General features: G+C 55.2%; 18 protein-coding genes. 11 read left to right on the top strand and 7 right to left on the bottom strand.

Annotated elements, in window-relative coordinates:
• Positions 1-86: 86 nt before the first annotated feature.
• Both P2R09_RS04255 and P2R09_RS04250 read left to right on the top strand, forming a co-directional pair.
• Positions 87-1,040, top strand: coding sequence for a D-2-hydroxyacid dehydrogenase (locus P2R09_RS04255; RefSeq protein WP_275767420.1), 954 nt, complete (start codon positions 87-89; stop codon positions 1,038-1,040).
• A 197-nt stretch (positions 1,041-1,237) separates the two neighbouring features.
• Complete coding sequence (locus P2R09_RS04250) at positions 1,238-2,167, top strand: Rpn family recombination-promoting nuclease/putative transposase (protein ID WP_275767418.1); 930 nt, start codon at positions 1,238-1,240, stop codon at positions 2,165-2,167.
• Positions 2,168-2,309: 142 nt separating this feature from the next.
• Here the strand turns inward: P2R09_RS04250 and glsB are convergent, their stop codons facing one another.
• The 4 genes from glsB to P2R09_RS04230 all read right to left on the bottom strand — a co-directional run bounded on the left by glsB (position 2,310) and on the right by P2R09_RS04230 (position 5,146).
• Positions 2,310-3,230: a glutaminase B gene (gene glsB / locus P2R09_RS04245; protein WP_275767416.1), complete on the bottom strand. Its 921-nt coding sequence runs from the start codon at positions 3,228-3,230 to the stop codon at positions 2,310-2,312.
• 88 nt (positions 3,231-3,318) lie between these two features.
• On the bottom strand, positions 3,319-4,518 hold the full coding sequence (locus P2R09_RS04240; protein ID WP_275767413.1) for an MFS transporter: 1,200 nt from the start codon (positions 4,516-4,518) through the stop codon (positions 3,319-3,321).
• Positions 4,519-4,691: 173 nt separating this feature from the next.
• Complete coding sequence (locus P2R09_RS04235) at positions 4,692-4,868, bottom strand: hypothetical protein (RefSeq protein WP_275767411.1); 177 nt, start codon at positions 4,866-4,868, stop codon at positions 4,692-4,694.
• Between the two features lie 104 nt (positions 4,869-4,972).
• Positions 4,973-5,146 carry a GhoT/OrtT family toxin gene (locus P2R09_RS04230; protein ID WP_008924737.1) on the bottom strand — a complete coding sequence of 58 codons (174 nt, stop codon included), beginning with the start codon at positions 5,144-5,146 and terminating at the stop codon, positions 4,973-4,975.
• Positions 5,147-5,243: 97 nt separating this feature from the next.
• Here P2R09_RS04230 and P2R09_RS04225 point away from each other — a divergent pair, with 97 nt between their 5' ends.
• Both P2R09_RS04225 and P2R09_RS04220 read left to right on the top strand, forming a co-directional pair.
• Positions 5,244-5,453 (top strand): hypothetical protein, encoded by a 210-nt coding sequence (locus P2R09_RS04225; protein ID WP_275767409.1) that lies wholly within the window; start codon positions 5,244-5,246, stop codon positions 5,451-5,453.
• 250 nt (positions 5,454-5,703) lie between these two features.
• Positions 5,704-7,341, top strand: a complete 1,638-nt coding sequence (locus P2R09_RS04220) for a dihydroxyacetone kinase subunit DhaK (RefSeq protein ID WP_275767407.1) — start codon at positions 5,704-5,706, stop codon at positions 7,339-7,341.
• 14 nt (positions 7,342-7,355) lie between these two features.
• On the opposite strand, the gene P2R09_RS04215 is transcribed toward P2R09_RS04220, so the two are convergent.
• Complete coding sequence (locus P2R09_RS04215) at positions 7,356-8,234, bottom strand: LysR family transcriptional regulator (protein WP_275767405.1); 879 nt, start codon at positions 8,232-8,234, stop codon at positions 7,356-7,358.
• A gap of 254 nt (positions 8,235-8,488) precedes the next feature.
• On the opposite strand from P2R09_RS04215, the gene P2R09_RS04210 reads away from it, so the two are divergent.
• The gene (locus P2R09_RS04210) at positions 8,489-9,037 is read left to right on the top strand and encodes a YbhB/YbcL family Raf kinase inhibitor-like protein (RefSeq protein WP_275767403.1); all 549 of its coding nucleotides are present in this window, start codon (positions 8,489-8,491) and stop codon (positions 9,035-9,037) included.
• Between the two features lie 114 nt (positions 9,038-9,151).
• Here the strand turns inward: P2R09_RS04210 and proP are convergent, their stop codons facing one another.
• Positions 9,152-10,618, bottom strand: coding sequence for a glycine betaine/L-proline transporter ProP (gene proP, locus P2R09_RS04205; RefSeq protein WP_275767401.1), 1,467 nt, complete (start codon positions 10,616-10,618; stop codon positions 9,152-9,154).
• 477 nt (positions 10,619-11,095) lie between these two features.
• Here proP and P2R09_RS04200 point away from each other — a divergent pair, with 477 nt between their 5' ends.
• The 6 genes from P2R09_RS04200 (at position 11,096) to P2R09_RS04175 (ending at position 15,806) form a co-directional block, all read left to right on the top strand.
• Positions 11,096-12,115, top strand: coding sequence for an isopenicillin N synthase family oxygenase (locus tag P2R09_RS04200; protein ID WP_275767399.1), 1,020 nt, complete (start codon positions 11,096-11,098; stop codon positions 12,113-12,115).
• 19 nt (positions 12,116-12,134) lie between these two features.
• Positions 12,135-12,938, top strand: a complete 804-nt coding sequence (locus P2R09_RS04195) for a MetQ/NlpA family ABC transporter substrate-binding protein (protein ID WP_275768079.1) — start codon at positions 12,135-12,137, stop codon at positions 12,936-12,938.
• Entirely contained in the window at positions 12,931-13,719 is a 789-nt protein-coding gene (locus tag P2R09_RS04190) for an ATP-binding cassette domain-containing protein (RefSeq protein WP_275767396.1), read from the top strand. Before P2R09_RS04195 ends, P2R09_RS04190 begins: the two co-directional genes overlap by 8 nt.
• Positions 13,707-14,375, top strand: coding sequence for a methionine ABC transporter permease (locus P2R09_RS04185; RefSeq protein WP_003851521.1), 669 nt, complete (start codon positions 13,707-13,709; stop codon positions 14,373-14,375). The genes P2R09_RS04190 and P2R09_RS04185 overlap by 13 nt, the downstream gene beginning before the upstream one ends.
• 230 nt (positions 14,376-14,605) lie before the next feature.
• Positions 14,606-15,208, top strand: a complete 603-nt coding sequence (locus P2R09_RS04180; protein ID WP_275767393.1) for an NAD(P)H-dependent oxidoreductase — start codon at positions 14,606-14,608, stop codon at positions 15,206-15,208.
• A complete protein-coding gene (locus P2R09_RS04175; RefSeq protein WP_105099695.1) occupies positions 15,198-15,806 on the top strand; it encodes a TetR/AcrR family transcriptional regulator in 609 nt (202 codons plus the stop codon). Before P2R09_RS04180 ends, P2R09_RS04175 begins: the two co-directional genes overlap by 11 nt.
• Positions 15,807-15,891: 85 nt before the next feature.
• Here P2R09_RS04175 and malG read toward each other — a convergent pair whose 3' ends face one another.
• Positions 15,892-16,782, bottom strand: coding sequence for a maltose ABC transporter permease MalG (gene malG, locus P2R09_RS04170; RefSeq protein ID WP_003851518.1), 891 nt, complete (start codon positions 16,780-16,782; stop codon positions 15,892-15,894).
• Between the last annotated feature and the right edge of the window lie 4 nt (positions 16,783-16,786).

Here is a 16,786-nt window from a genome sequence, read left to right as displayed (position 1 = left end):
ATTTAACGTAGTTGTAACCACCAGAACACATACAAATAACATTAATGTTTCGGCAGAAGTTAAACCGAACCCATAAAGGACTAAGAATGAAAATTGTCATGCTGGATGGCGACACGCTGCCTGTTTCACTTCCGACCCGAAAGCAGAATGCTGACTGGGAAATTCGTGCACAGACTTCGGTCAGTGAAATCGTGTCGGCGCTTACGGGCGCCACGGTCGCGATCACCAATAAAGTGCCGTTGCGTGCCGACACCTTAAAACTCTTACCCGATCTGCGTTTTATTTGTGTCGCGGCGACCGGATATGACTGTATTGACCTCGATGCCTGTCGTACACGCGGCATTGTGGTCAGTAATGTTCCTAGCTACTCCACCCAGAGCGTTTCAGAGGCGGTTATCGCCGCAATTTTTGCCCTGCGCCGTCAGATGATGGCTTATGCCAGCAATACCCGCATCGACTGGCCGCAGGCTCAGCACTTCTGTCTGCATCGTCAGCCGATAGGGGATATTGGCGGCGCGATGCTGGGTATTGTGGGCAAGGGCGAAATTGGCCAGGCGGTCGGCAGGCTGGCTAAGGCCCTGGGTATGCAGGTGCAGTACGCCGAGCGTAAAGGCAGTGACAGGGTGCGTGAGGGCTATGTCAGCTTTGAGCAGATGCTGGCGACCAGCGATATTATTTCGCTTCACTGCCCGTTGAGTGACAGCACTCGTCAGATGATCGATCGTCATGCGCTGGAGAAAATGAAACCGCATACGCTGCTGATTAATACCGCGCGCGGCGGACTGATTAACGAGGCCGACCTCGCTGACGCGTTGAAACAGGGTGTCATTGGGGGTGCGGCGCTGGATGTGCTGAGCAGCGAGCCGCCCGCGCCCGACAATCCGCTGCTGGCGGATCTGCCAACTCTGCTGCTGACGCCGCACATTGCCTGGGCGAGTCGCAGCGGTGTGGAGAATCTGGTGACTGGCGTGATGGCCAATATCGCGGCCTTTATGCAGGGCGAGCCGGTTAATGTGGTGAGTCAGGCCTGGCGGAAATAGTTTTAATGTCTGACATGCGTTGATATTCAGAGCAACCTCGTAGAATTCAGGTGACACGTTTTACAGTGGTTATTAATCAGGCTATTAGTTTCGTTATCTCCATCAGTGACTAAACGTTCGTGCGCTACAGGAATTAGCGCCTTTTACTGGCTGACTCGGCCGTTGTAAGCGCTTCAGGAACAGAAAGGATTCTGGCAGTGAAAAAGAAGAACAGCACGCCCACACCTCATGATGCGACATTCCGGCAATTTCTGACTCAGCCGGATATTGCCCGGGATTTTATGGCGCTGCACCTGCCGCCGGAGCTGCGCGTACGCTGTGATCTCAGCACCCTGAAGCTGGAGTCGGGGTCGTTTGTGGAGGATAACCTTCGGCAGTATTTCAGCGACGTGCTTTACAGTCTTAAAACAACCGCTGGCGATGGATATATCCATGTACTTATTGAGCATCAGTCAGCACCTGACAAACACATGGCATTTCGGCTGATGCGCTATGCAGTGGCAGTTATGCAGCGCCACCTTGAAGCCGGGCATAAGAAATTGCCGCTGGTGATACCCATTCTGTTTTACACCGGCAGACGCACGCCCTATCCCTATTCGAACCGGTGGCTGGATGAGTTTGATGACCCGGTGCTGGCGGACAGGCTTTACAGCCACAGTTTTCCGCTGATCGATGTCACGGTGATTCCTGACGATGAGATCATGCAACACCGCAGCATGGCGGCTCTGACCCTGTTGCAAAAGCACATCCGGCAGCGAGATCTGACAGATCTGATGGACAGGCTGGTATCCATTTTGAAGGCAGGCGATCACTCTTCATCACAGGTGATATCGCTGGTACACTACATGGTACAGGCGGGCGAAACATCAGACGCCAAAGCCTTTGTACGGGAGCTGGCACGGCATGTGCCCCAACACGAGAACGCACTTATGACTATTGCACAACAGCTTGAGCAGATAGGTCTTGAGAAAGGCATCGAGCAGGGTATTGAACAGGGACGAAAAGAAGGTGTTCGTGGCGCGAGCCTGAGAATTGCGCGTAACATGCTGATGAATGGTATGGATCGCAACACGGTTATGCAGATGACCGGTCTGAATGAAGACGATCTGGCACAAATTTCACACTAAGAAATTTTTTGCGCTCTGATTATTACTGGTGCCTCATGCCTCACATCTCCAGCGCGCGGCACCCTTCAAATCAGACGGCTTTACCGACATCCGGCAATCCCGCCGTGTTTTATGACGGCGAGCTCAATATTCTCGCTCAGCATCAAAATATCGAACGTCCCAGCTTATCAGTCAGCAATTCCAGCACAGCGGTTCCCGCCAGTGAATTACCCGCGCTGTCCAGCCCAGGTGACCAGACGGCGATGCTCATCTCGCCGGGAATGATAGCAATAATTCCACCCCCCACACCTGACTTAGCTGGCATTCCGACGCGCCATGCGAACTCGCCTGCGCCATCGTACATCCCGCTGGTGATCATCAGTGCGTTAATCTGTCGGGCCTGACGTGGCGTGATCATCTGACTGCCATCCAGCGTTTTTCCCTGATTCGCCAGATAGATAAAGGTGCGGGCCAGCTCAATGCAGTTCATTGAAAGTGAGCAATAGTGGAAATAGGTCTGCATCACGCTGGTGACATCATTATCAAAATTACCAAACGACTTCATTAACCAGGCGATGGCTGCATTGCGGGCCGAGTGTTCAAATTCAGAACGGGCAACATGGCGATCATAATTGATATCTTGCTGCTGACTGAGTTGACGCACAATTTCCAGCATTCGCTGCCGTGGTGCAGTCAGACGGGTTTCCAGCAGATCGCAAATCACCAGTGCACCGGCATTGATGAAAGGGTTACGCGGCTTACCCTGTTCCAGCTCAAGCTGCACCAGGGAATTAAAAGGCTGGCCTGAGGGTTCTTTGCCGACCCGCTGCCAGATTTCGCTGTCGTCATAGCGCGTCAGTGCCACAGTGAGTGAGAGCGCCTTTGAGATCGACTGAATCGAAAAGCGCGTCTCAGCATCACCCGCCTGAAAGAGGGTGCCGTCACGCAGGCAAATCGCAATCGCCAGATTATCGGCAGCCACATCAGACAGCGCAGGGATATAGTCAGCCACTTTTCCCTGATGCACCAGTGGACGAACCTGCTCCAGGATGGCCTGCAGCAGAGCATTATTCAGTTCAGACACGCACTTTTCTCCCGTCCATTCTTGCTGATCGACGAAGCAATCCAGCCGCGACCGGCAAATCTTTATTTTTTAGGGGCTCGCCGCAATCTCAGCTAATAGGTTTTGACTGCGCTGCCAGCGGAGCCAGCAGCATCTGTAGCAGGCTCAGCAGGGCCAGTACACCGAAAGGCAGCGTCCAGTTACCGCTATGCTCATGGAGCACGCCGAAAAACAAAGGGCCAAATGCCGCCAGCGCATAACCCACACATTGTGCCATGCCTGACAATTGCGAAGCCTGGCGATGATGCGTGGCTCGCAGATTAAACAGCGAAAGGCAGAGCACCAGTGATGCGCCTGCGCCAAGGCCGGCCAGTGTCAGCCAGATCATCGCCCACTGTGGATTGAGCAATAAACCCAGCATGCCGAGGAAAATGCCTGATGACGCAATGAATGCAGTGAGCCGGGCGTCCTTAACCCGCTTCAGAACCACCATACAGCCCAGATTGGCAATGATCGCAATCGCCTGATACCAGAATAACAGCCAGCCCGCACGGGTCTGACTGAAGCCATTGTCCTGAGCAAAGACAGCAAACCAGTCGATCAGGGTATAAAATGCCAGTGACTGCAGCGCCATAAACAGCGCGATCTGCCAGCCCCCGGCTGATTTCCAGGGATGACGATACGCGACGGGCGCATCGGTTGCCGAGACTGTTGACTGCCGCTGACGCAACATCGGCAGCCAGACAATAAGCGCCACCAGCCCGGGCAGTGCCCAGACGACCAGCGAGAGTCGCCAGCCGGCCGATGAAAGCTGGCTCAGCGGCACGGCAATGCCTGAAGCCAGGCTGGCAGTGATCGACATTGTTGCAGCATAGAGACCAATATATTTAGCGGTGTGGGCGGTGAAATCGCGTTTAATCAGTGGCGGCAACAAGACGTTGGCGGCGGCAATGCCTGCGCTAAGCAGCAGCGTTCCCCCCCACAGTGCTGCTTCGGCGGGGTGCCAGCGCAACAGTGAACCGGCCGTGATCAGGCACAGCGCACCCCACAAACTCCGCTCCAGCCCAAGCTGATTTCCCAGCCAGGCGGCGGGTGGAGCGAGCAGGGCAAAGAGGATAAGTGGAAGAGAATTAAACAGGCCCGCTTCACCGGCAGTGAGTCCAAATGTCTGACGAATATCCTGCAATACCGGGCCAGCGACAGTAATAGGTGCGCGAAGGTTCGCGGCAGTAAGCAGCAGGACGAACAAAAAAAACGTAGCGCTAGAAAACGCAGTCAGAGATTTAGCGGCGTGTTGTACAGGCATCATGGCAGGGATCATCACAGGCAGCAGTGCTGCGGGGGCGTTGCTTGACGTTAACGCTTACGCATCAGAATTGATGTCTGGACGCTACTCTACTGACCGGGTAGCGGCGTGTAAAGCCTTGTTATGCGATGGAATAGCGTAAATGCGATCTCGCCACACTGTCTGCTGTTTAGTCATCAATGGAATTCAGGTTCCGGGAAGTGGCCGCACTCATTCTGGCTGGGATCAGTGCCGGGCTGACAGGTCTGCTGACGGGTTTCGGCTGCGGGAACTGGTTTTTCAGCGTGCCACGGGGCGCTGGCGCTACATGCACTGAGAAGTGAAACCAGAACCATCACACTGATTATACGCATATCCGCATCCTCTTAACCGTCATGAGTCGAGCCACGTCGGTTGCCGGCGGTCTGCAGGTCAGTGACGTCTAATCTGAGTGTGGTCGCTAAGGGCAGTATGTCAATTAAAACAGTGCAAACATGAGTGCGACGGGAAAACTCATCGGCCAGGTCGCACCCACCAGAAAGGCGCTCAGGAGTTTGATGCTCAGCTTATCTTTGGCGATGAAGAACGTGATCAGCGTAGCGACCAGTGCAACAACGGCATAGAAAATTAGCATTCCCTGGTACAGTGTCATCGTCATCTCCGCTGCGTCATTAACGTTTTCGCTGCGCATGATGCTGATTTTTGTGATCCAGATCAAGGGGGTACAGGGTTTAGCATCTAAAGAAATCATGGCTAATCCTCTGGATCCTTTCTCTGGTTTCATCCTGAAAGTGGGCGATTTCAGGGTGAAACCAGACTGTAAAAATGCGCTTGAAACCTCTACTGCTGCGGCAAGGCCCTCTGAACAATCGCTGGCGAAACCCGAATCTCATTCAGGTAATGGGCATCGCAGTCCAGCATCAAAGCAGGTTGTTTTATTCAAATTTTTGCGCTGTTAATAAATATTCTCTGTTAACCCGCTCCACCCACCATGACTCACCGCTCAGGATATGATCAGACGCGCCTCTCGCAGAATTAAAATGTCCATAAAATCAATTAATTATTAAAAGCTATGGCGTCTCTCCTGGCGGGTTTTGTGCGGGATCTCCCACATCAGACGTATCGCCCTGCGGATGCATTTCTCTCTGGCACCTGAGCTATGTAACACTGCTTCATCATCAAACCGACATGCCCATGAGGAATGAAGACATGACCCGATTCGTAATGAATAAAAAGGATGATCTCGTCAACAGCGCATTAGATGGCATGATTTACGCCAGCCCGTGGCGCAATCTGGTCCGGCTGCAGGTCGATCCGCGCATTCGCATCGTGATGCGCAATGACTGGCAGAAGAAGCAGGTCGCGTTGATATCGGGTGGTGGCTCTGGTCACGAACCGGCACATGTCGGCTTTATTGGCAAAGGAATGCTGACGGCTGCGGTTTGTGGCGATGTGTTTGCCTCGCCCAGCGTGGATGCGGTTTATCACGCCATCATCAATATCACTGGTGAGGCTGGATGTCTGTTAATTGTGAAAAACTATACGGGCGATCGGCTCAACTTTGGTCTGGCGGCAGAAAAGGCCCGCAATGCCGGATTCAGCGTTAATATGGTCATTGTCGGTGACGATGTTGCGTTACCCGATAATCCTCAGCCACGTGGGGTGGCGGGCACCTTGCTGGTGCACAAAGTGGCGGGTTTTGTTGCTGAACGTGGGGATGACCTGGCGGCAGTGACTGAAGCGGCGGAGCAGGCCAGTCGTGCGATCGCCACCATGGGTGTTGCGCTCTCTGGCTGTCATCTGCCAGAAGAACAGGCTGAGCAGCGAGTGCCGGACGGCGGCGTTGAAATGGGGCTGGGTATCCATGGTGAGCCGGGCGTTGACGTCATACAGACACAAAACAGTCAGCATATTGTGCAGCATCTGCTGGAGAAGGTGATGCCGGGCCGCGATCAGCCCTGCGCGTTGCTGGTAAATAATCTTGGCGGTATGTCGGCGCTGGAGATGAGTCTGGTCACGCGGGATGTGATTGCGTCGCCGCTCAGTCGGGGGGCTGAGTGGCTGATTGGTCCGGCGCCGCTGATGACGGCACTGGATATGAAGGGATTTTCCGTCACCTGGATGGCGCTAACGCCACTTTTAAAAGAGGCGCTCTGCGCACCGGTAGAGGTCAGCGGCTGGGTTCCGGCTGTTAAAATTGCGCCTCTGCAGCCTGTTATTGCCCCCAGAGAGGCGACAGCACAGACGGCCCAACCCTCTGATAACCCGACGGTGGCGGCTTTCGTTAACAGCATCTGTGCAACCCTGATTGCCAGCGAAAGCGAGCTGAATAAACTGGATGCCCAGGTGGGCGATGGCGATACCGGCTCGACCTTTGCTGCAGGCGCGCGTCAGATCCAGCGTGAATGTGCGGATAAAAAACTGCCGTTAAATGCCTTACCGGATCTGCTCGCGGTAACGGGTGAACGACTGGCGACGGTGATGGGCGGCTCCAGCGGCGTGCTGATGGCGATCTTTTTCACGGCTGCCGCGCAGCAGATGGCAGAAGGTGGTGCACTGCCCGAAGCCTTGCTGCAGGGTCTGGACAAGATGAAACAGTATGGCGGGGCACAACCCGGCGATCGTACGTTGGTTGATGCGCTGCAACCGGCCATCAAGGCGCTGGTGGCGGGTAAATCGCTGACTGAGGCGTCGGATGCGGCAAACCAGGGCAGTGATGCGACAGCCAGTATGGGGAAAGCAAAGGCGGGCCGATCATCCTATCTCAATAGCGCTAACCTCAACGGCGTGCCCGATCCAGGTGCCGTTGCGGTGGCCAGAGTGTTTGCAGCGTTAAAACAGCTTTAAACTTTCCGGCACACTTATGGCGCCAAACGCGCCTGTAAAAACGCCAGTAATTGACGGTTTACTTCGCTGCGCTGACGGTGCTGCGGGTAAACCGCATTCAGTGAGAGGGGCGGCGGCTGGCAGCCGTCCAGTACCGTCACCAGCTCACCACGTTGTAGCGCAGTCTCAAGGATAAAGGCGGGTAGCAGCACCAGTCCTAAACCCGCCAGTGCCGCATCCCGCAGCACTTCGCCATTGTTACTCACCATCGGTCCCTGAACTGCCAGCCATTTCGCTTTGCCGTTGACCTGCAACACCCAGCCATTCTGACCTTCTCGTCCATAACGCAGACAGGCGTGTTGCAGTAACTCATCGGGATGCTGCGGCGTGCCAGCCCGTTTCAGATAATCGGGACTGCAGCAGATCACCCGTTTCAGCTCGCCCAGCGGTCGAGCAATCAGCGTTGAGTCCGCCAGGGTGCCGATGCGTATCGCCATGTCCACGCCTTCGCCAATGACATCCGCATAGCGATCCGCCAGCTCAATCTGAAACTGCAATGCCGGGTGGTGGCTGAGGAACTCGGCGATCAGCGGCGACAGGTGGCTCATACCAAAGGACATCGGCATATTAATGCGGAAGGTGCCGCGCAGCGCCTGCTGCTGCTCAGACACTGCCAGTTCTGCTTCCTGAATCTCATCCAGGATACGCTGAGCATGCTGCGCAAACAGCAGCCCCGCATCCGTTACTGACAGCTTGCGGGTATTGCGAATCAGCAGGCGAACCCCTAATGACGCCTCCAGCGCAGCCATACGGCGGCTGACATACTGTTTCGATAACATCAATTGCTCAGCCGCTGCAGTAAAGTTGCCAGCATGCATCACGGCGACATAAATCCGGAGGTCTTCAATCTGCATAGTGTCCACTTATTGGTGACAGTCATGGGGATTCAGGCGACATTTCAGCCGCAGACGTTAACTTATATCGGGTAATGGGCGACAGGGCAACGCGTCAGCTGCCGGCGTCTGCGCGACGGAGATCATAGATTTGCCGTTCCGCTGCCACGAAACGGGCAGGCTGCCGGGTCAATTGTGCGAAAGCCGTTATAGTAAGCATGCAGTGATGTAATGCGTCTGGAAAATTTTCGGGTTAATTCGATAAGGAGTGGCTGGTGAAAAAATTACTCTGCGCAACGGTGCTGGCCGTGTTGCCCATGACCACGCTGGCGGCGTCGGTGTTTACGCTGCAATCTGAGGACTTCAGCGATAATGCGCTACTGGATAAAAAGTTTGCCGGTGCCAATAAAAGTAACCCTTCCTGTACCGGTGAGAATATTTCTCCTCAACTGAACTGGTCTGCTGCGCCTGCGGGAACCCGCAGTTTTGCGCTGCTGATGACCGATCCGGTCGGGGCCAAAGGGCTGGGGGTCACGCACATGGTGGCCTATAACATTCCTGCCAGTCGCACGTCGTTTGCGCAGGGGGCGCTGACAAAGGGCAAGGATTATACCGGTGGAAAAAATACGCCAGGCACGCTGCATTATTACGGGCCTTGTCCGCCAGCAGGCAGTGGTCTGCATCACTATAACTTTGTGCTGATCGCCACCGATTTACCGGCAGGTCAGTTGAAGGCGGGATTAACCCAGGCAGAGCTGGTCACGCAACTGAAAGGCCATGCGCTGGGGGCGGCCAGCACAGTGGGTCGCTTCAGTAATGAATAATCGGCACCCGGAATAAACAAACGCTTGTGGCACGCGTAAGGGCGGTAAAATAAGGTGGGCCGAGCGTTCGGGCGCAGATAAAAAAACACCCTGCAGAGCAGGGTGTCAGAACGATTATTTACCCGCTGTCGCGGCAGGTTTATTTCGTTTGCGCAGCTTGTCGATTAATCGATGTGCTTCTGCCTTAGTCGCCACCGCAGGGGAAGAACCGGTCAGCGGCTGACGGGCCGTCTCGCGAACGGTCAGAATAGTCAGCAGGCCAATGATACCCGCGCCCATCATGTAGTAGGCCGGCATCATCGTGTTTTTGGTGGTATCCACCAACCATGCGGTAATCAGCGGTGTCGTACCACCAAACAGCGAAACTGACAGGTTAAAGCCAATGGCCAGCGCACTGTAACGGATATCGGTGGTGAACAGGGCTGGCAGCGTCGAAGGCATGGTGCCGCTGAAGCAGGTATGTAACACACCCAGAATCATGAGTCCGCCAAATACCGCCCACATATTCCCGGACCCGATAAGCATAAAGCTTGGGATAGCGAGGAGAATCAGGCCCACCGCACCAAAGGCAATCACCGGACGACGACCAATACGGTCAGTCCAGCGACCCCAAAGCAGCGTCAGCGGCATCATCACAAACATCGCCACCATCACCAGAAGCAGGCCACTTAACTCTGGCAGACCCAGTATCCCGGTCAGGTAGCTCGGCATGTACGACGTCAGCATATAGTTAGATACGTTAAACAGCAGCACCAGACCAATACACTTCATCATCGGCGCACGGTATTTGCTCAGCATCTGCATCAGCGTCAGACGCGGTTTGCTCTGCTCCAGCGCTTCCTGTTTTTCCATATGCTGCTGGAATGCTGGCGTCTCTTCCAGCTTCAGTCGCACATAGAGACCAAACAGGCCCAGCGGCGCGGCGATAAAGAACGGCACGCGCCAGCCCCAGGACATCATAGCCTCATTGGACATCACGGTCGTCATGACCGTCACCAGGCTGGCGCCCATCAGATAGCCCCCAATGGTGCCGAATTCCAGGAAGCTGCCCATAAAGCCACGACGTTTATCGGTGGAGTACTCTGCGATAAAGGTCGCGGCACCGCCATATTCACCCCCGGTCGAGAAGCCCTGAATCAGGCGCGCCACCAGAAGCAGAATGGGTGCCATGATGCCGATTGAAGAATATGCCGGGATCAGACCGATACAGAATGTCCCGATCGACATCATGATCATTGTCATCGCCAGTACTTTCTGTCGGCCGATACGGTCACCCAGCGGCCCGAATACCAGGCCACCAATCGGACGCACCAGGAAGGCCGCTGCGAACGTACCAAAGGTGGCAATCAACTGAACCGTGTTGTTGGCATCAGGGAAAAAGACTTTGCCGATGATCACGGCGAGATAGCTGTATACCCCGAAGTCGAACCATTCCATCGCATTACCTAATGCCGCTGCGCCAACCGCACGCTTCAGCATGTCGTTATCGATCACAGTAATGTCGTCGACAGTCAGCTCTTTAGGCTTCCTGTTCCAGAAATGTTTCTTTGGGTGTTCAGACGATGAGTTTCTGGTGTCCATATTCTCCTCAGGTGCATCAATGAAGGAGTCTTATAGCTTTCGCAGCCGCAAACAATGTTCAGAAGAAACCGTGGAAATGAAAGCTATAAGAAGCCGAAAAAATTTAAGTGAAGCGGCAAAAGCCGCAGCCGGTTAACCATAGACCATGATTGTAAGGTTTTGCAAGTTTTCAGCCGAAAAAACTAACTTTGAGTGAAAATTCAGCACGGCGCTCTGACTAATGAGTGCTTACGGCCATAAACATTTGGAAATATTGCCTGTTAATAGCTCTTTTTATGTGTGGATCTGTTTATGGCTGTTTTCGCCACAATGACTGCCGAAAAAGAGGATCTCGCCTGCAGAGTAATCTGCGGCAGGGATGGCTAAGGGGTGGTGGTATATTTCCATCCACCGTATATCCATAGCAGGATTAGTTGGTAGTTAACGCATAACTGAAATGGCAGTGTAAAGCTATTCCATGCAAACAGAGTCTCTCTCATGAGCGCGTTAACAACAGCAGAATTGCCGGTTATCGATTTCGCATTATTGTCAGGTAATCAACAGCAGCAGCAACAGGTGCTGGAAAAGTTAAGCCAGGCCGCGCGTGATGTCGGTTTCTTCAATTTAATCAATCACGGCATCGACCGTGAATTATCAGATGAGGTTCAGGACGTCGCGCGGAAATTTTTTGCCCTGCCACAGGCGGAAAAATCCGCAGTAGCGATGGCTAACTCGCCTCATTTTCGTGGTTATAACCTGGCGGGCGTGGAAATAACCCGCAGCCAGCCCGACTATCGTGAGCAGTTCGATATTGGTGCGGAACGGGAAGCACTGCCCGTTACTGCCGATTCCCCCACCTGGCAACGGATGCAGGGGCCGAATCAGTGGCCTGAAGGCTTACCTGAACTGCAAACCGTGGTCACCCGCTTGCAGCAGCAGATGACAGAGGTAGCGCTGGAGTTACTGCGCGCCTTTGCCCAGGCACTTAATCTGCCGCGCAACGCTTTCGACAACCTCTACGGCGACTATCCCAACGAACATATCAAACTGATTCGCTATCCGGGGCGCACCGAGGGCGAATCACGCCAGGGTGTTGGCGCACATAAAGATTCCGGCTTCCTGACCATGCTGTTGCAGGATGACCAGCCGGGCCTGCAGGTTGAAGTGACACCGGACAACTGGATCGATGCGTCGCCGCTGCCGGGTGCCTTTGTGGTGAACATTGGCGAACTGCTTGAGCTGGCGACCAACGGCTACCTGCGCGCGACGGTGCATCGCGTGGTCTCGCCACCTCAAAGCAGCGAGCGCTTATCCATTGCCTTCTTCCTGGGTGCCCAGTTGGATGCGGTGGTGCCAGTCTATCAACTGCCTCCCCAGCTGGCTCGGCTGGCACAGGGACCGGGCAGCGATCCGCTCAACCCACTGCTGCGCGAAGTGGGCTGGAACTACCTCAAGGGCCGGCTGCGTTCGCATCCGGACGTCGCCCGGCGTTTCTATCCCGAACATAACACTCACTGATAACGATAAGAGATAAATGATGATTAAAAAGCGCTTTCTGGTCCTGGCCGGTCTTTCACTGCTGATTGCTCAAAGCTTACAGGCTGCACCGCTGCGCGTGGCGGCTGATCCCCTGCCGCACGCGGAAATCCTGGAGTATGTCAAAACTCTGGATCCTAAACTGGATATCAAAATTGTCGAGCTGAGCGGCGGCGTGAATGCCAATGAACTGCTGGCCGCCGGAGATGTCGATGCCAACTACTTCCAGCATCTGCCTTATCTGAAAGATCAGGAGAAAGCGCTGGGTAAAACCTTTGCCGTTGTTGTCAGCGTGCATATTGAGCCGCTGGGGATTTACTCGCGCAAGGTGAAATCACTGGCGGCGCTGCCAGAGGGTGCCAGCATTGCTGTGCCGAATAACAGCACCAACCTGAGCCGTGCACTGTGGCTATTGCAGGACAAAGGGGTGATCAAGCTAAGCGCGAAGGGCGAGGCGGGTTCGACGCTGGTGACGCCGAAAGATATCAGTGAAAACCCGAAGAATATTAAAATCGTTGAGATTGAGTCGCCACAGCTGCCGCGCTCGCTGGATGATGTGGATGCCGCCGTGATTAATGGCAACTACGCGCTGGAAGCCGGGCTGACGCCCGCGAAAGATGCGCTGGGTCTGGAGTCCGCGGCCCATAACCCCTACGCCAACCTGCTGGTGACCACGCCTGAACGGGCTAAAGATCCTCGCGTGTTACAGCTGGCAAAAGATCTGCGCTCGCCGCAGGTGGCCGAATTTATCCGTAAAAATTATCAGGGCTCTGTGATTCCGGTTGCGGACGAGCAGCATGATTAAAATCAGCCATCTCAGTAAACATTACGCTGGCGCACCTGCGCCAGCTCTGGACGACATCTCACTCACCATCGAAGAGGGCACCATCTTTGGCATCCTCGGACGAAGCGGGGCGGGTAAAAGCACGCTGCTACGCTGCCTGAACCGGCTGGAAAGCCCTTCCAGCGGTCAGATTGAGATTGACGGACAGGATCTCGCCGCGATGAGCCTGGCGCAACTGCGTCAGCAGCGACAGCAGATGGGGATGATCTTCCAGCACTTCAATCTGCTGCATTCGCGCAATGTACAGGACAACGTCGATCTGGCGCTGGAGATTGCCGGGTTGCGAGCGGCGGAGCGGCGCCAGCGTGTGGCCTCGTTGCTGAAGCTGGTGGGGCTGGAATCGTCTGGCAAAGCCTGGCCGTCACAACTCTCAGGTGGGCAGAAACAGCGTGTCGGCATCGCCCGTGCGCTGGCCGCCCGACCCCGTTATCTGCTGTGTGATGAGGCCACCAGCGCGCTGGACCCCGAAACCACCACCTCGATTCTCGATTTGCTTGCCGACATTCAGCAGCAGCTCAACATCACCATTGTGTTGATCACCCATGAAATGGCGGTGGTGAAGCGGATTTGTGACGGAGCGGCACTGCTGGAGAATGGCCAGCTGGTTGAAAGCGGCAGCCTGAGCCAGATCATGGGACGTGAAGAGGGACGCCTGCGCAAAATGCTGCTGAGGGATGGCGAAGCAGACCGGGCGTTTATCAAAAAATATCAGCATGAGGCATTAATCCGATGCGTAGCATGAGTAGTGAGCGGTTCCAGGAACTGCTGCTGAATGCCACTGGTGAAACACTCTATATGGTGCTGCTGGCGGCACTTTTCACGGTCGCGCTAGGGCTGCCGGTGGGCGTACTGCTGTTTCTGACCCGGCCAAAAGGCATTCTGCCCAATCGTGGGATTTCACTGCTGCTGAATACGCTGGTCAATACCGGACGCGCGTTGCCGTTTGTGGTGCTGCTGATTGCGCTGATCCCCTTTACCCGTCTGCTGGTCGGCACCACGCTGGGCAGCACTGCCGCCATTGTGCCGATTACGCTGGGCGCGTTTCCTTTTTTTGCCCGCATTGTGGAGAACGCGCTGGATGAGGTTGATCGCGGTCGCATTGAAGCGGTGGTATCAATGGGCGGCACGCTGTGGCATATCGTCAGCCGTGTGCTGCTGCCGGAAGCGCTACCCGCACTGGTGGCGGGCGTTACCCTGACGATTGTGATGCTCATTGGCTTCTCGGCGATGGCGGGCGTGGTCGGTGGCGGCGGACTGGGTGATCTGGCAATTCGTTACGGTTATCAGCGCTTCGACAACCAGATCATGGCGGCCACCATTGTGGTGCTGCTGGCGCTGGTAATGCTGATTCAGAAACTCGGCGACCGGCTGGTGCGCTCACTGGCTTATCGTCGGTAGGTTTTATATCTGACGTTAGCACAGAGCTCTGCAGATTGTTTTTAACGGTGAACAGGAAGGAAGCATTTTTATTCCGCCTGTGTTCAGACCATGTTGTGCGGACCCTTCCGGCATCAGGTGCGTTTAACCTGAGATGCGGTCTGCAAAAAGAGTTAACAGCGACGCTTGATAACCTACCAATAGTAACTTACCTTTAGTAGCTTAATGGCTGAACAGGTAAGGTGACGACGATGCATGCATTAATAGTGACTTCTCATCCCAATCAGGATGCGCATACCCACCGCGTGGCGGACCAGCTGGCGCAGGGCATTATCTCGACCGGCCAGCACACGGCTGAAAAAGCCGATCTGGCAGCTGAAAGATTTGATCCGCGTTTCACGCTCACCGACCACCGGCATTTCAACGGCCAGGCGGAGGCATCGCCGGATGTGCTGGCTGAACAGCAGCGGTTAAATCGCGCTGATGCGCTGGTGCTGGTCTATCCAGTTTACTGGTGGTCATTTCCTGCCCAGCTCAAAGGCTGGATAGATCGGGTTTTCATTGCCGGATGGGCCTTTGATGAGCAGGAGGGTCGGATAGTGAAGCGCCTCAATCATCTTCCTGTGCATCTGATTGCAATCGGGGGCGCGGATACGCGAACTTTTCTGCGGCGCGGCTATTTCAGCAGCATGCGAAATCAGATTGATCACGGCATTTTTGACTACTGTGGCGCGCCGGTGGTGACCAGTGAACTGTTGCTAAGCGGCGATGAGGGTTATCCTGAGTCACACTATCAGCTGGCGCAGGCGTTGGGCCAGCGTCTGTTCCCCCATCAGGAAAAACATGACCGTTGAGAAAGTACCGCGGAAACGACTGTCACGTGAGGCCCGACGCAGGCAGTTGTCGGATGTCGCGTGGCAGATTTTGCAAACCGAAGGCAGCGAAGCGCTGACGCTGGCACGGGTCGGCGAAGCGGCGGGCGTCAGTAAACCGGTGGTTTACGATCATTTCACCACCCGTCATGGATTGCTGGCAGCGTTGTATGACGATTTTGATCGTCGCCAGACCGAGCGAATGGACGCGGCGATGAATGCTGCGCCGATGGTGATGCAGCAAAAAGCGGAAGTGCTGGCCGCCTGTTATGTGGATTGTGTGATGACAGAAGGACGTGAGATTCCAGAGTTGCTGTCAGCACTCAGCACCTCACCGGAACTGGCCGCCGTCAAACGTCATTATCAGCTCGACTTTATCGCCCGTTGTCAGCACTGGTTTGCTCCTTTTACGGGCAGCAAAGGTATTGCGGAAGCAGGCATGTGGGGCTTGCTGGGGGGCGCGGATGCTATCGCCGCCGCCGTGACACGTGGCGATGTCGCTAAGCCGGAAGGCGAGCAGGCAATAACGGCCATGGTCGTCGCGCTGGTGACTGGCAGTAGTGCATCGGAGTCAGCGTAGGATAAAAAAGGCGGCCCGCAGGCCGCCGAATCATTCAACCACAACAGGCGTTGTGTAAGCAGTGGCAACGTACAATGATGATTGTTTAGCCTTTCACCCCGCCTGCGGTTAAACCGCTTACCAGCCAGCGCTGTGCCAGCAGGAACACCAGGGTGATCGGAATCGCGGAGAGCACCGCCGCGGCGGCAAAGTCTCCCCACAAATAGTTCTGCGGATTGAGATACTGTTGCATCCCGACCGCAAGGGTGTAGCTGTTGACGTCGCGCAGCAGCAGCGAAGCAACCGGCACTTCAGTGACCGCTGCGATAAACGCCAGAATAAACACCACCGCCAGAATCGGCACTGACAGCGGCAGCAGCACCAGCCGGAACGCCTGCCATGGCGTTGCGCCATCCAGCGCGGCGGCCTCTTCCAGTGATCCGTCGATGGTTTCGAAATAGCCTTTAATCGTCCAGACATGCAGCGCGATGCCGCCCATATAGGCGAAGATTACGCCACCATGGGTATTCAGCCCGATAAACGGCAGATACTGACCGAGCCGATCAAAAAGCGCATAGAGCGCCACCAGTGACAGAACCGCCGGGAACATCTGGAATATCAGCATCCCTTTCAGCAGGCTGGCACGACCGGCAAAGCGCATACGCGCAAACGCATAGGCGCAGGTGGTCGAAAGTGCCACGATGCCCAGCGCACTAATGGCCGCAATTTTGATCGAGTTCCATAACCATAACAGCACCGGAAAGGGCGGCGGTGTCACGCTTCCATCCGCATGTTCAACGCTGAAACCCAGCGCCAGCCGCCAGTGCTCCCAGGAGATCTGTTCCGGGATTAGGCTGCCGGTGGCGAAGTTACCGGATCGCAGTGAAATTGCGATAACCATGAGCAGCGGGAAGAGTATCGCCGCAATAAATACCAGCAGCAGCAGATGCGTGGTGAACAGACGCAGCCGTTGTGATTTGGGTTGTACCATAGCCATAACA

Source organism: Pantoea sp. Cr_R13 (genome assembly GCF_029222565.1).
GTDB lineage: Bacteria > Pseudomonadota > Gammaproteobacteria > Enterobacterales > Enterobacteriaceae > Pantoea > Pantoea eucalypti.
This window is presented reverse-complemented; position numbering and strand designations above follow the sequence as displayed.

Coding starts and splice junctions, on each gene's coding strand:
- P2R09_RS04255 (WP_275767420.1), top strand. CDS start 87: ATGAAAATTGTCATGCTGGATGGCGACACGCTGCCTGTTTCACTTCCG.
- P2R09_RS04240 (WP_275767413.1), bottom strand. CDS start 4,518: ATGATGCCTGTACAACACGCCGCTAAATCTCTGACTGCGTTTTCTAGC.
- P2R09_RS04235 (WP_275767411.1), bottom strand. CDS start 4,868: ATGCGTATAATCAGTGTGATGGTTCTGGTTTCACTTCTCAGTGCATGT.
- P2R09_RS04230 (WP_008924737.1), bottom strand. CDS start 5,146: ATGACACTGTACCAGGGAATGCTAATTTTCTATGCCGTTGTTGCACTG.
- P2R09_RS04225 (WP_275767409.1), top strand. CDS start 5,244: ATGGCTAATCCTCTGGATCCTTTCTCTGGTTTCATCCTGAAAGTGGGC.
- P2R09_RS04220 (WP_275767407.1), top strand. CDS start 5,704: ATGACCCGATTCGTAATGAATAAAAAGGATGATCTCGTCAACAGCGCA.
- P2R09_RS04215 (WP_275767405.1), bottom strand. CDS start 8,234: ATGCAGATTGAAGACCTCCGGATTTATGTCGCCGTGATGCATGCTGGC.
- proP (WP_275767401.1), bottom strand. CDS start 10,618: ATGGACACCAGAAACTCATCGTCTGAACACCCAAAGAAACATTTCTGG.
- P2R09_RS04200 (WP_275767399.1), top strand. CDS start 11,096: ATGAGCGCGTTAACAACAGCAGAATTGCCGGTTATCGATTTCGCATTA.
- P2R09_RS04195 (WP_275768079.1), top strand. CDS start 12,135: ATGATTAAAAAGCGCTTTCTGGTCCTGGCCGGTCTTTCACTGCTGATT.
- P2R09_RS04190 (WP_275767396.1), top strand. CDS start 12,931: ATGATTAAAATCAGCCATCTCAGTAAACATTACGCTGGCGCACCTGCG.
- P2R09_RS04185 (WP_003851521.1), top strand. CDS start 13,707: ATGCGTAGCATGAGTAGTGAGCGGTTCCAGGAACTGCTGCTGAATGCC.
- P2R09_RS04180 (WP_275767393.1), top strand. CDS start 14,606: ATGCATGCATTAATAGTGACTTCTCATCCCAATCAGGATGCGCATACC.
- P2R09_RS04175 (WP_105099695.1), top strand. CDS start 15,198: ATGACCGTTGAGAAAGTACCGCGGAAACGACTGTCACGTGAGGCCCGA.
- malG (WP_003851518.1), bottom strand. CDS start 16,782: ATGGCTATGGTACAACCCAAATCACAACGGCTGCGTCTGTTCACCACG.